This window comes from Kineococcus rhizosphaerae (assembly GCF_003002055.1).
Classification (GTDB): domain Bacteria; phylum Actinomycetota; class Actinomycetes; order Actinomycetales; family Kineococcaceae; genus Kineococcus; species Kineococcus rhizosphaerae.
On sequence record NZ_PVZF01000028.1, the window covers coordinates 1 to 13,936 of the forward strand.

The window sequence follows — 13,936 nt, forward strand, 5'->3', positions numbered from 1 at the left end:
CAGGTCTTGGCGCGGTCTACCCATCCGGCCCTGCTTGGGTAGCAGCGGCTCGATGAGCTCCCACTCCGCATCGCTGAGGTCAGAGGGATACGCCTTGCGATCGCCAGCCACCTCAGCAGCATGCCCTACCAAGACCCACATCTGAAACAGTCACTCAGCGATGGTGGTGATGAGCTTGACCACGTCGCCGATCTCTCGACTCGAGGCACCCAGACGTTCAATCGTCGCGCCGGCATCGCCCGCGGCGGCGACCGCGGTCGCGGCGGTGGAGGAGGCCTCGGCGGTGGAGGAGGCGATCTCGGTGATCGCCGCGGTCATCTCCTCCCCAGCCGCGGCGACGGTGCCGATGTTGGCGCTGATCTGCTCCGTGGCCGCAGAGACCACCTGCGACTGCGACGCGGACTCCTCCGCGCCGGAGGACAGCTGCGTAGCCACGGCGGTCAGCTCCTCGCTGGAGGCGGCCAGGGTGGTGGCGTTGTCGGTGACCTCACGCATCACCGCGGCCAAGCTGTCCAAGGAGGTGTTGGTCGCTGCCGCCAGGCGTCCGACCTCGTCCTTGCTCACGTAGTCCACCCGCTGGTCCAACCGGCCCTTCGCCAGGCCCTCCACGACGGTGACGGTCTGGGCCAGGGGGCGAGCGATGGAGCGGGCGATGACCCCGGCGATGACGATAGCCAGCAGCAACGCCAAGCCGGCGCAGCCGGCAATAACAGCCACCGCCTGGTGGTAGGCGGCCTTGCCGTTGGCGGCGATGTTCACCGCAGCCTGGGCTTCGACCTCGGTCAGAGCAGCGACCGCGTCAACGATTTTTGCTGCGGCGGGAGCGGCGGTGGTGGTGCGTTGGGTGACAAACCGCTCAGGTCATTGGCCTGGGCCAGCGGGATGAGTGTCTGCACTGCGGTGCGGTAGTCAGCCAGGGCGGTGGTATAGGCGGCCTGTTGGGTATCGCTGCTGGCGGGACTGGTGCCCAGGTATGCCGCCCACGCCGCGTCCAGGGCGGTCTGATCGGTGGCCAGCTGGTTGATCGCAGCGGTGGTACCGGCCGCGTCCGGGGTGAGGGCGGCGTCGGCGATGTCGCTACGCACGACGCTGAAGGCGATCTGGACCTTGTCGATGGTGTCGACCGATGCGATTCCCGAGGTAGAGAGGTAGTCCATGTTTGCCTGCGCGGTACCCAGGCGAGAGATCGCGAGGACGCTGACGATGATCAGTAGGATCGAGACGATACCGAAACGAGCGAACAACTTTGAGGAAACCCGCAAGTCGCGGACACGAGCAAACATGAGGACCGTCCCAGCAGCAGGGGGCGCCCCAGCGGCACCTCTACTGAAACGTTCGTCACCCCACTGCGGAACTTGAGCAGTGTACTTCGAGCCGAAAACGTTGATCACAACCTGCCGCATGAGCGGTCGCTTGGTCGTGACGCTTCGGCAGTGGCCGCTCATGACCCCATCAATCCGGATCTTCGGATCTGAGGGTGGGTAGCTCACCCCGACCGACGGCGACGTCGTCGCCAGGGACGGGGGTTCCGTCCGCGGCGAGCAGGATGCGGATGCGGTAGTTGCCGACGTTGCGGAACCCGTGCGTCAGCCGATGGGTCTTCTCGATGATCAAGTTGATGGCCTAGGTGCCGCCGTTGCTGATGCCGTACCGGGCAGGGTCATCATCGAAGTAGGCCAGCACCTTGCCCCGCCACGACCGCAGCGTCCAACCCAGCCGTGCGATCTCCGGGATCGGGCAGCGGTGGAAGGTTTCAGCACCCGCTGCGCGGTTGGCCCGGCCGGCGTCGGGGCGTGGAACATCGAGCGCAGGTCCTGATAGGCGTGCCAGGCGACGGTGACCTCCAGGCCGGAGTCCCCGGCCTGCAGCGCGGCTTTCAGGCGGGCCCGGCCGCGGTCGGTGAGATCTCCCGTGCCGTGGTCAGCAGCCGACGGATCCGGTACAGCGGGTCGTCGCGGTGCCCACGTCGGCCCAGGGTCCCGCCATCGCGACCGGGCGGTCACCTCCATCGTCGACCTCACCCGCGACGAGCACGGTCAGGTCCACGCCCGCCTGCTCGACGTTACCTCGGACGCTCCGGACCGGTCTACGCCGACTGGATCCGTCAGCAGACCCGCGAATTCGTCGAGGGCATCACCCACGCCGCCCTGGACCCGTTCCGCGGTACGCCGACACCATCCGGTCCGACTGCCCGACGACACGGTGACGGTGCTGGATGCCTTCCACGTCGTTAGGCCGACCGGTTCGGCAATGCTCAGTTCCTGGGGAGATCAACGCACCCCAGTCAGCTCGCAGGTCCCAAAAGCCGCGATGTAAGCGCAAATGCCGACGACCGTCACCGCGAGAGGGTGCCTGGCTACTGACCGGCTACGTTCGTGCAGCTGTTCTCCCAATTCTCCCGCAGGAACCGACCCGCCGCTGAGCTGCGTTGGCAGCGGGGACCGCAGGCAACAACCGCATTCTGCCCGCATGTCGCCGAGCGACGGTGACAACCACCCAGGATTCTACAGGCTAGTGTTGCAACAATGGGCCATTGATTTTCAGTCCCAAACAATTTGCCACGTAAACCAGATGTGCTGTCATATTAAATTGCTGACCGTGTAGCCACTGCACCTGAAGACCATCGCTGGCCGCGACCAGGCAGCGAGCCGTCAGTTGGGGGTCAAGGCTTCGATCCAAGAAGCCCTCCCCTTGTTGATGTGCGATGTCGGCACTCAGATGCACTACTAAAGACTCAAAGCGCTGGCCCACGAAAGAGCGAGATGGGTGCTCGGGTCGCGCCGATTCTGCCACCAATGTCGAGTAGAGGCGGATCAGTCCAGGGTACCTAGTATTCCTTTCTACAGAACTTATCAACTTGTCTATAGAGTAGTCACGACCTCCATTGCGCACATCCCATGCTTCAATCACCGCCGCCAACAGTTCTTCTTTTGTAGCAAAGTAATAATGCAAATGCCCCGAAGTCATGTCTAGCTCTCTAGCAATTTCGCGCAGGGAGCTGCCGTGATAACCAAGGGTCGAGAATGCATCAAGCGTCTTATCCAGGATTTCAGCTCGACGCGCTTCCCCCTTGGGGTAGTAGGCCCGATCGCTCACGTCTCCACTCTAGAGGGCGAGGGGCGCGCGTAGACATTGAGCTAGCAAAACGGCAGGGACTTGCGCAATCTCTTCGTTGTCTCAGCGTGACCTAAGCGTGACAAGCAAGGCCTACAGTGTCCAGAAGTTGAGCAATGACCAATTTTGCGGATGGCGAACTCGCAGGTTGGTCCGTGCTGCTGCCTTCCCGCCTCGTCCCCGTCCCCAACAGCACTCCTCTTGCTCACGGGCTCCGCCTGGTCCACCACACCACCACTCGGCCCTGCAGCAGGTGCGTTAGGCCCCTCAGAGCACCGTCGATCAACCCCTCCAAGGAGACCATCGTGGTTCCCACCCGCGCTTCGCGTCGGTCCTTCATCGCCCTCGCCACCGCAACCCCGCTGGTCGCCACGGTCCTCGCCTCGTGCGGGGACTCCGGCCCGGGAGGATCGTCGGGCTCCGACGGCGCGACCGACTGGATCCTCACCGACACCCCGAAACAGGGCATCCGTCAGGAGGCCGTGGACGACTGGAACAAGGCGCACAGCGACCAGAAGATCACCACCAGCGCGTTCCAGAACGACGCCTACAAGGCCAAGATCAAGACCGCCATCGGCGCCGGTCAGGCCCCAACGATCATCTTCGGCTGGGGCGGCGGCACGCTGCGCAACTACGCCGAGTCCAAGCTGGTGGACGACCTGACCCCGTGGCTGACGGAGAACTCCGCGGTCAAGGACCGTCTGTTCGACGCGGCCTTCGCCGCCGGAACCGTCGACGACAAGATCTACGGCCTCCCGACCGAGACTGTCCAGCCGCTGGTGTTCTTCTACAACAAGAAGCTCTTCAAGCAGATCAGCGCCGAGCCGCCCACCACGTGGGACGAGCTGATGGCCCTCGTGCCGAAGTTCAACGCCGCCGGGATCGCCCCGATCTCCCTGGGCGGGCAGTCGCGCTGGACGAACATGATGTGGCTGGAGATGCTCTTCGACCGCATCGGCGGGCCGGAGCTGTTCGAGTCCATCTACAACGGCACCCCGAACTGGACCGACCCGGCCGCGATCGACGCCCTCACCAAGGTGCAGGACCTCGTCAAGGCCGACGGCTTCATCAAGGGCTTCGCGTCCATCACGGCCGACTCCAACGCCGACCAGGCGCTGCTGTACACCGACAAGGCCGCCATGATGCTGCACGGCACCTGGACCTACGGCGGGATGAAGACCGACGGTGGCGACTTCGTCTCCAGCGGGAACCTCGGCTACATGAACTTCCCGGCCGTCGCCGGTGGCAAGGGCGACCCGACGAACACCTTCGGCAACCCGGCGCAGTACGTGTCGATCTCCTCCAAGGCCACCCAGGCGGCCAAGGACGTCGCGCTGGCCTTCTTTAAGGACGGCCTGCTGCAGGACAAGGAGGCTGAGGCGTACATCACCGAGGCCGGCGAGGTCCCGATCGTCAAGGGCATCGACTCCAAGTTCGCCGGCATGGACGACGAGGAGTGGCTGAAGTTCACCTACGACCTCGCCACCAACGCGCCGTCGTTCGCGCAGTCGTGGGACCAGGCCCTGTCCCCGACCGAGGCCGAGACCCTGCTGGACAACATCGAGAAGCTGTTTGGCCTCGCGATCACCCCGCAGGAGTTCGCCTCGAACATGAACGCGGCGATCGGCTCGTGAGCGCGTCCGTGAGCGCGGCGCCCAGCCCGACCCCGGTGAAGGCCCGCTCGACGGCGAGCACGTCGACGGGTCGACTGGGATGGCTGGTGCTGCCGGCGCTGCTGTTCTTCGTCGCCTTCGCCGTGGTTCCCCTGATCGGGGTGTTCGTCCTCAGCTTCACGTCGTGGGACGGCATCGGGGCGATCTCCTTCACCGGGCTCGCGAGCTGGACCGCCGTGCTCACGGACCCCGGTCTCGGCCACGCGTTGTGGGTGACCTTCCAGGTGATCGTGCTGTCCTGGATCGCCCAGACGCCGCTCTCGATCCTGCTCGGTGTGTTCATCTCCGGTCACCAGAAGTACCGGGGGCTCCTGGCGGTCCTGTTCTTCCTCCCGCTGCTCCTGTCGGCCGCGGCGGTCTCGATCGCCTACAAGGCGCTGCTCGACCCGAACTTCGGGCTCGGCCCGGGCCTGAACCTGGGTTTCCTGACCCAGGACTGGCTGGGCAAGGGCACGCTGGCCATGGGCGTCGTGATCTTCATCATCGCCTGGCAGTGGATCCCGTTCCACTCCCTCATCTACCAAGGTGCGATCCGCCAGATCCCGACCTCGATGTACGAGGCCGCGCAGATCGACGGAGCCGGGCGGGTGCGGCAGTTCTTCTCCATCACGCTGCCGCAGCTGAAGAACACGATGATCACGTCCTCCACGCTCATGATCGTCGGGTCGCTGACCACGTTCGACCTGATCTTTGTCCTCACCGGGGGTGGGCCGAACGACGCGACCCGCGCCCTGGCCCTGGACATGTACCTCACCGGTTTCCGGGCCAACCAGATGGGTCTGGCCTCGGCCATCGCGGTGATCCTCGTGGTCGTCGGTCTGATCCTGGCGCAGATCCTGCAGCGCCTCGGTGGCAAGGAACGCAACTCCCAGCTGGAAGGTGCCTGACCGATGGCCACGCAAGCAGCCGCCACTCGGCCGGCCCGCACCAAGAAGTCGGACTCGTCCGGTTCCCGTCGCAGTTCGACCGAGCGCAAGAACTGGCTCGGCGGCGCCTTCGGCTGGCTCTGGCTCCTCATCGTCCTGGTCCCGATCTACTGGATCGTCATCACGAGCTTCAAGACCTCGGCGAGCTACTTCGGCACCAACCCGCTGCTCCCTGCGGGTTCGCCGACGCTGGAGAACTACAAGCTGGTGCTGGAATCGGACTTCCTCCGGTACTTCGCGAACTCCGTCATCGTGACGGTCGGAGCCACGATCCCCGCGGTGCTGATCTCGTTCATGGCGGCCTTCGCGATCGTCCGCGGTGCCGGCGGGTGGCTCAAGGCGGTGAACGCCCTGTTCCTCATGGGCCTGGCGATCCCGCTGCAGGCGACGATCATCCCGATCTACCTGATCATCATCAAGACCGGGATGTACAACTCCCTCGGCGCGCTGATCCTGCCCTCGATCGCCTTCGCCATCCCGCTGACGGTCCTCATCCTCTCGAACTTCGTCCGCGACGTCCCGAACGAGCTGTTCGAGGCCATGCGCATGGACGGATCGAGCGAGTGGGGCACCATGTGGCGCCTGGCGTTCCCGCTGACCCGCCCCGCGCTGGTCACGGTGACGATCTACCAGGGTCTGCAGATCTGGAACGGCTTCCTGCTCCCGCTGATCCTGACCGACCGTGCCGACCTGCGCGTCCTGCCGCTGGCGCTGTGGACGTTCCAGGGGCAGTACTCGGTCAACATCCCGGCCGTGCTCGCCTCGGTCGTCCTCACGACGCTGCCGATCCTCGTGCTGTACATCGTCGGCCGACGTCAGCTGCTCTCTGGCCTCACCGCCGGCTTCTCCAAGTGACTCGTAGACAAAGACGCGTTGTAGCCGAATCTCCCAAGTGGAGGGCCACAATCGCAGATGGAGCGTTGGAGCCATGCTGCAGGCCTAACCGTGCTCGTCTCGAACACGTTGCCCTGGCGAGCCCCGTGCCGCAATTCATGAGTACGGTCGTGAAACCCCGTCACTGATCCGCTCCTGGGGCAGACCACAGGCTCACTCTTGACTAGCTTTGTCGCCACCACCACCACCACCAGCACCACCACCACCACCAGGAGTCACACTTGCTTACCAACAGAATCCCCGTCGAAGAGTTCCATGGCCGGTGGAGCCGGGTTCAGGAAATCTGCAAGGAGCGTAGTCTCGACGCACTGGTGGTGTGGTCCAAAGGCGGAGGACCCATTGACATGTCTGAAGACGTCGTTTACCTAGCGAACCACTACGCCGTCTTTCCCTATTGCCCCGATGGCCCCGGCGTCTGGTCCGGGCTCGGCGCAGCGGCTGTGGTGGTCCCCTCCACGGGCGAGCCAACACTCATCGTGGGGAGTGATCAGTGGCGAACCGACAACGTTTCCATCACCGATGTTCGAGTCTCTCCCCTGCTGCCGGACGCGATCGTCGAGGTACTTCGCGACATTCGGGCGACCGATCGAGTTGGGCTTGTGGCTGGGGCTGGCATGACCGTTGAGCCCTACCGCCGACTCTTGGAAGTCTCGCCCGGTATCGACTGGGTACCCATGGATGCCACCGTCGAGCAGCTGCGTGCCCGTAAGAGTCCGTTCGAATTCCAGCTATTGCGCGAATCTTGTGAAGTCGGCAACGCCGCAATGCTAGCGATGATGAAGACTGCCACACGTCCAGGGGCCACCGAAGCCGAAGCCGCCCTGGCTGCATACGACGTCGTCCTGAGGGCAGGTGGAACCATCATCGACGCAGCGATCGCCTCCGGCCCGAACAGCCACTTCTACGCCTACGGGCAAATGCCGCAATGGACGACGCGAACTCTCGAAGCCGGCGACATCTTCAACTGCGACATGTACGGCTCGGCCAGCGAGGGGTACCGCTGGGACTTCTCGCGGACAACCGTTACCGGTAGTAAGCCCACGACAGACCAGCTCGAAGTCATCGAGGGCTCGATTGCCGCCGTCGAAGCGGGCGTCTCGGCTTTGCGACCTGGCGTAACTACCGGAGCTGTCTGGGATGCGCTGCATGGAGTGCTCGTCGACCGAGGGATCGATATTGGCTACGACATTGGCGGTCACTCATACGGCTTGGCCTGGGAGTCGCCGTGGGTAGCGGCAGGTGGCGAGGAGGTCATCGAGGCGGGTATGGCCATCGCAATCGAGACGATTGCCGGACGCGAGGGTGTAGGGAACGCCAAGTTCGAACATAACGTGCTTGTACACGCCGACTCGATTGAGCTGCTGTCTACTTCTCCTTCGCGTCCCTGGCTGCTATGAACAAGAGGGTCTATCAAGGCCCAGGCTTAATAGAGGGTGTGAAGCAAGGGTCTGCATCACTGATCGGTGAGACCTGATCATGCAGCAGACCTTGTTGCCCCGACGAACAGTCAGCGTCTGACACTGAACCTCGGCCAACTGCGACATCGGTTCACCTACTTGGAACGCCATGCCCCACCATCGACAAGACGATGGCCGTGCACCCAGGCGAGCCCCAGCGTCAGCACGAAGTTTAACAAGTGACCCCCGCCCGCCCGGTAGCAAGCGCGGCGAAGGGCAAACATCCAGGCCGCCGTCTGCGCCGGCAACGTCCGGCGAGCTCGGGTAAACACATCTGGAAATCAGCCGACCCTGGTCGACGTCAGCGACACCGACACCGACACCGACACCGAGCGGTACGTTCACGCTCCAGTGATCGGTTACCCGATGCAGTCAGGCGCTTAGAACCTGCTTTCAAGACTGCTTGGTTCCGGCAAGTGACACCGACACAATGGAGATCACATGAAAGCGCTCGTTTTTCACGGCCCCGGCCAGCATGCCTGGGAAAACCGTCCGGAACCGCGCATCGAGGCACCCACCGACGTGCTGATCGCGGTGAGCGCCGCAACGGTGTGCGGCACAGACCTGCACATCCACCATGGGGTTCATCCAGAGGTGCCCCCGGGCACCATCATGGGCCACGAGGCTGTCGGCAGGATCACTGAGATCGGTACTGACGTGCGGAACTTCGCGGTCGGTGACCGAGTCGCCGTACCGCCCATCACCAACTGCGGTGCCTGCGCAGCATGTCAAAGCGGGACCTCAGCACACTGCTCGACGTCTGGCCCCAACGGCTGGCTCCTAGGACATTCGCACGACGGAGTCCAAGCCGAGTACGCGCGCATCCCCTTCGCCGACCACTCGCTCCACCTGATTCCGGATAACGTCACCGACGAGATCGCCATCCTCACGGTGGACGCAATGGCCGCCGCCTACGAGATGGGTGTCAAGAACGGCGCGGTTTCAACTGGTGACGCAGTGGTAATCATTGGCGATGGTCCAATCGGCCTTTCCGCAGTACCTCTGGCTCGACTAGAGGGCGCAAATCATGTGATCTTGGTCGGCCTTCGTCCCTTCCGTCTTGAAGCTGCCCTTCAGCTGGGTGCGACGAATGTGGTTGATGCTTCCCAAGACGATTGGGTAGAGCGAGCGCGTGCTGTGCTGCCCGAGCGGGGAGCAGACGTCGTCATCGAGGCAGTCGGGTCTAAAGAGGCGCTTGAGGCCGCCTTCGACCTGGTAGCGGTCTTCGGTCGCGTGGCCAACATCGGCGTGCACACCGAACCCGTTTTGTTGCCTATCGAGAAGCTATGGATCAAGAATTTTACTTTCACCAGTGGAATGCTGAGCTGCACCAGCACCCCGAAACTGTTGCAACTCATAGCTTCGGGATCTCTCGACGCCTCGCCGATAATCACGCACAAGATCCCGCTGGACAAGGCCGTCGAGGCGTACGCGATGGCCGAAGCGGCCGACGAGAGTCGAGCCACAAAGATCATCCTGCATCGTTAGCAGGAAGATCCGTAAAGACTTGCCGTTCAACGAGCCAAGGAGCACATCCATGACCACTTTCACCTCCTCCTACAACCATGACGTCCCCTGGGAAGCTAGCTTCGGGTACAGCCAGGGATACCGGGTGGGTAACACGATCTACATCTCCGGTCAACTCGCACACGACGAAGCCTGCAACCTGGTGGGTGAGGGCGACATCGCCGCACAATGCCTCAAGACGTTCGAAAACTTTGACACAGTTCTCTTGGGCCTTGGTGGGCGACGTGACCAGGTTGTCGAAACCACCGTGGCCATCATCGGGCTGCGAGAGAACTTCGACGCTGTCAGTGCTGCACACCTGAACTACTTCGGTCATCACCGACCTGCCAGCACCGCGCTCGGCGTGGTGGAACTGGCAATGCCCGGCCAGTTGGTCGAAGTCGCTGCAGTCGCCCGGCTCGACATCTAGCCTCGATCTTTCATGAGAACCGGGGACGTCTGCGCTGACACCGCCCGTGAATGCACGGAAGTGCCTGCCCTGCAGTGAATCATTTCGCTTGTCGAAGGCAAACGATCCCGCTTCAGAGAGGCACCCCGTAGGTGCAGCGTAGACGAACCCACTCCACCACCACCCTGACTAGCTGTACCCGGCCAGGACGTTGGTGACAGCGCGTCGGCTTGAACGCGGGAGGACCTCCGAGTGGGGTGTGACTTGTCGAAGGTCCACATCCACCCGGAGGTCCTCGTGGCCCACGCTAACGCCCGCACCACCGTCCACGGCCGACTGCTGATCGTCCAACGCCACCGCCAGGGCTGGCGCCAAGCTCACATCGCCGCCGCGATGGGCATCTCCCGCAAGTGCGTACGCACCTGGATCACCCGCTACGAGACCGAAGGTCCCGACGGGCTGCACGACCGCTCCAGCCGCCCCCACCACAGCCCCGCCCGCACCCCTGCCGACGTCGAAGCCAAGGTCGTCGACCTGCGGCAGGAAGAACAACTGGGACCAGACGAACTCAGCGCCCAGACCGGCGTCCCGGCCCGGACCGTCTCCCGTGTCCTGGCCCGGCACGGCATACCGCACTTGGCCGCACTGGACCCCATGACGGGGCAGGTGCTGCGCTCTTCCAAGACCACCGCTGTCCGCTACGAGCGGGAGCGTCCAGGAGAACTGGCGCACATGGACGTCAAGAAGATCGGGCGGATCCCCGACGGTGGTGGCTGGCGCGCCCTGGGACGCGCCGAGGGCCGCCGCGACCGCAAGACCAAAATCGGGTACGACTACGTGCATTCACTGGTCGATGACCACTCCCGGCTGGCTTACTCCGAGATCCTTCCCGATGAGAAGGGCACCACCTGCGCCGACTTCCTGGCCCGGGCCGCGACCTACTTCGCCGCTCACGGCATCGCACGCATCGAAGGGCTCATGACCGACAACGCCTGGGCCTATCGCTACTCCCTTCGCGGGGTCTGCGCCGAGCTGGGCATCACTGAGAAGTTCATCCGACCGCACTGCCCCTGGCAGAACGGGAAGGTCTGTGAAGACTGTCCTCGGCGTTGCACCGACGCTGGTCTGACTCCGGCCAAGGTATGACCACGGTGTCCTGCGTTCGATTTGTCGACCACCGTCGGTGCAACGCTGCGGTGCGGGCCGGCCGGGCGGAACTGATCTGACAGGAGCTTGAGCAGAAGCCCCGTCACAGACCTGTCGTCCGCCCGGCCGGGTCGCTCCACGTCCATCAGCGTGTCCTGACGGAGGGAGCAGACCCAGCATGACGACCCAGCTCGAGGCGGGGCCAGAGACCTGTACGGTCATCGGCGGCGTCGACACCCACAAGAACACGCACTACGCAGCGGCGATCGACGACCACGGCCGCCTACTGGGGCATCGCGAGTTCGCCGCCAACGACGGCGGCTACCGGGCGCTGCTGACCTGGATGCACTCCCACGGCACTGTGGCCTTGATCGGTGTGGAAAGCACCGGCTCCTTTGGTGCCACCTTGACCCGCTTCCTCACCGCCGCCGGCGTCGACGTCGTCGAGGTCAACCGTCCCAACCGGCTGGCGCGGCGCATGGACGGCAAGTCCGACCGCCTGGACGCCGAACAGATCGCCCGAGCCGTTCACGGGCAGACCTCCACGGCCACTCCCAAGGCCAAGTCCGGCGTCATCGAGGTCATCCGCACCCTGCGTGTCACCCGCGCCAGCGCCGTCAAGGCCCGCACCTCGACCTTCAACACGTTGTGGGGCATCATCATCGGCGCGCCCTCCCCGCTGCGCGATGAGCTGATCGTGTTGTCCAAGCGCACGCTGGTCAACCGCTGCCTGCGGCTGCGACCGGCCACCACGGATCTGCTCAGCCTTCTTGAGGATTCCGATCGGCTGCTGATGGCCGGGGTCAAGACCGCCCTGCAGGACCTGGCGCTGCGTTGGAAGGCCCTGGACGAGGAGATCAAGATCCTCAATCACCAGCTCCAAGCACTGGTCCAAGCCTCGGCGCCTGACCTGGTCCAGCTGCCCGGGGTTGGCATCGAGGTCGCCGGTCAGCTGCTGGTCACCGCCGGCGACAACACCGGACGCATCCGCAGTGAGGCTGCCTTCGCCAAGCTCTGCGGCGTCGCACCCCAGCCTGCCAGCAGCGGGCGCACTAGCGGCCGGCACCGTCTCAACCTGGATCCACCGCTGATCGTCGCTGACCACCCGATGACATGAGGCGGCGGGTGCCGCCTGACCTGCAACGATGGGACTTCTCACAGAACCCGCGTCGTCTGCCAGGGAAGGCACCCGCCAGATGCAAGTCTCCCACGTCATCCCCGCCTCCACGATGGCCTCCGCCGTCGTCTTCGACGATCCGAACCTCATCGCCCACGCCGGCCTCATCCCGGCTATGGCGCTGGCCGAGCAGACGGGCCTGTTCGACCTCATCCGCCGGCACCTGACCCTGACCGGCCCCGGCAGCGCCTACCCGGCCGAGAAGATCGCCGTCCTGGTCGCCGGGATGCTCGCCGGCGCCGACAGCATCGACGACATGGACCTCCTGCGACACGGCGCGATGGGCAAGATCCTGACCGAACTGCGCGCCCCGTCCACGTTGGGCACGTTCCTGCGCAAGTTCACCCACGGCCACGTCCGTCAGTTGGACGCGGTGAACTCCCGCCTGCTGGCGGGCCTGCAGAACGCCACCACCACGGCCGGGTCACCGCTGCTGCCCGACGCCGGCGAACTGCTTTACGTCGACATCGACGACACCATCCGCCAGACCTACGGTTACGCCAAACAAGGCGCCAGTTACGGCTACACCAAGGTCAAAGGCCTAAACGCGATGATCGTGACCGCGACCACCCCCGCCAGCGCCCCGGTGATCGTCGGTGCCCGGCTGTGCAAAGGGTCGACGGCCTCAGCCCACGGCGCGGCGAAACTGCTCGGCGACGGCCTGGGCACGATGAAACGGACCCGCAGCACGAACAGCACGAACAGCACGAAGGAGTCCGCTGGGTTGGTGATCGTCCGCGCCGACTCGGCCTACTACAACCATTCCGTGATCGCCGCGGCCCGCCGCGCAGGGGCCTGATTCTCCATCACCGCCCGCCACAACAAGGCTGTGCTGCGGGCGATCTCGCATATTCCCGACCAGGCGTGGATCCCGATCGAGTACACCGACGCCGTCTGGGACGAGGACGATCAGCGGTGGGTGTCCGATGCTGAGGTCGCCGAGATCCAGTACACCGCGTTCACCGGGCGCCGCAAGGCCGACCACGTCACCGCCCGCCTGATCGTGCGACGGGTCAAACGGCTCAACGTCGCCGCAACTGCGTCAGGGCAAGGGGAACTGTTCGACACCTACCGGTACCACGCGCTGTTCACCGACTCGCCCCTGTCCATGCTGGAGGCCGAGAAGGCCCATCGTGCGCACGCGATCGTGGAGTCGGTGATCTCGGAGCTGAAGGACAACGCGTTGGCGCACCTGCCCTCGGGCAAGTTTCAGGCCAACGCAGCGTGGGTGGCACCGGCGGTGATGGCCCACAACCTGACGCGGGCGTTCGCGGCGGTCGCCGGCGTCAAGCATCGTCGGGAGCGGATGGGCACGATCCGACGGAAACTGCTGCAGGTCCCGGCAAGGGTCGCGTCCTCGGCCCGAAGACTGCGGCTGCACGCTCCGAGGGGTTGGCGATGGCAGGCCGGGTTGGAGAACGTCCTGACCGCGATCGAGGCGATCGCCGCCTCGAGGGTGGTCCCTCGGCTGCGGACCTGAGTGACTGTTTCAGATGTGGGTCTTGGTAGGGCATGCTGCTGAGGTGGCTGGCGATCGTGAGGCGTATCCCTCTGACCTCAGCGATGCGGAGTGGGAGCTCATCGAGCCGCTGCTACCCAAGCAGGGCCGGATGGGTAGACCGCGCCAAGACCTG

At 64.5% G+C, this 13,936-nt stretch carries 12 protein-coding genes and 3 pseudogenes; 10 read left to right on the top strand and 5 right to left on the bottom strand.

Annotated elements, in window-relative coordinates; all coding sequences use genetic code 11:
- From CLV37_RS29260 to CLV37_RS25935, 5 genes are all read right to left on the bottom strand, one after another.
- The coding region (locus CLV37_RS29260; protein WP_146149608.1) for a transposase at nt 1–141 on the bottom strand (141 nt) is incomplete at its 3' end.
- Nucleotides 142–150: 9 nt separating this feature from the next.
- Nucleotides 151–759 (bottom strand): HAMP domain-containing protein, encoded by a 609-nt coding sequence (locus CLV37_RS25925; protein ID WP_106215641.1) that lies wholly within the window; start codon nt 757–759, stop codon nt 151–153.
- Between the two features lie 23 nt (nt 760–782).
- Nucleotides 783–1,283: an MCP four helix bundle domain-containing protein gene (locus tag CLV37_RS25930; RefSeq protein WP_170127516.1), complete on the bottom strand. Its 501-nt coding sequence runs from the start codon at nt 1,281–1,283 to the stop codon at nt 783–785.
- 169 nt (nt 1,284–1,452) lie between these two features.
- On the bottom strand, nt 1,453–1,614 hold the full coding sequence (locus tag CLV37_RS27920) for a hypothetical protein (protein WP_170127517.1): 162 nt from the start codon (nt 1,612–1,614) through the stop codon (nt 1,453–1,455).
- Nucleotides 1,615–2,511: 897 nt separating this feature from the next.
- Nucleotides 2,512–3,096: a TetR/AcrR family transcriptional regulator gene (locus CLV37_RS25935; RefSeq protein WP_106215643.1), complete on the bottom strand. Its 585-nt coding sequence runs from the start codon at nt 3,094–3,096 to the stop codon at nt 2,512–2,514.
- Between the two features lie 323 nt (nt 3,097–3,419).
- Between CLV37_RS25935 and CLV37_RS25940 the strand changes: the two genes are divergently transcribed.
- The 10 genes and pseudogenes from CLV37_RS25940 to CLV37_RS29125 all read left to right on the top strand — a co-directional run.
- Nucleotides 3,420–4,748 carry an extracellular solute-binding protein gene (locus tag CLV37_RS25940; protein WP_106215644.1) on the top strand — a complete coding sequence of 443 codons (1,329 nt, stop codon included), beginning with the start codon at nt 3,420–3,422 and terminating at the stop codon, nt 4,746–4,748.
- 35 nt (nt 4,749–4,783) lie between these two features.
- Entirely contained in the window at nt 4,784–5,674 is an 891-nt protein-coding gene (locus tag CLV37_RS25945) for an ABC transporter permease subunit (RefSeq protein WP_170127518.1), read from the top strand.
- A gap of 3 nt (nt 5,675–5,677) precedes the next feature.
- A complete protein-coding gene (locus tag CLV37_RS25950) occupies nt 5,678–6,568 on the top strand; it encodes a carbohydrate ABC transporter permease (protein WP_106215645.1) in 891 nt (296 codons plus the stop codon).
- Between the two features lie 260 nt (nt 6,569–6,828).
- A complete protein-coding gene (locus tag CLV37_RS25955) occupies nt 6,829–8,004 on the top strand; it encodes a M24 family metallopeptidase (protein ID WP_106215646.1) in 1,176 nt (391 codons plus the stop codon).
- A 501-nt stretch (nt 8,005–8,505) separates the two neighbouring features.
- Nucleotides 8,506–9,552 carry an alcohol dehydrogenase catalytic domain-containing protein gene (locus tag CLV37_RS25960; RefSeq protein ID WP_106215647.1) on the top strand — a complete coding sequence of 349 codons (1,047 nt, stop codon included), beginning with the start codon at nt 8,506–8,508 and terminating at the stop codon, nt 9,550–9,552.
- A 49-nt stretch (nt 9,553–9,601) separates the two neighbouring features.
- Nucleotides 9,602–10,000, top strand: a complete 399-nt coding sequence (locus CLV37_RS25965) for a RidA family protein (protein WP_106215648.1) — start codon at nt 9,602–9,604, stop codon at nt 9,998–10,000.
- A 276-nt stretch (nt 10,001–10,276) separates the two neighbouring features.
- A pseudogene (locus CLV37_RS25970) lies at nt 10,277–11,068 on the top strand (IS481 family transposase); the annotation flags it as partial.
- Between the two features lie 235 nt (nt 11,069–11,303).
- Nucleotides 11,304–12,200: pseudogene (locus CLV37_RS25975) on the top strand (IS110 family RNA-guided transposase); the annotation flags it as partial.
- A 121-nt stretch (nt 12,201–12,321) separates the two neighbouring features.
- Nucleotides 12,322–13,782: pseudogene (locus CLV37_RS25980) on the top strand (IS1380 family transposase).
- 13 nt (nt 13,783–13,795) lie between these two features.
- Nucleotides 13,796–13,936: transposase (locus tag CLV37_RS29125; protein ID WP_146149480.1), on the top strand; the 141-nt coding region annotated here is incomplete at its 3' end.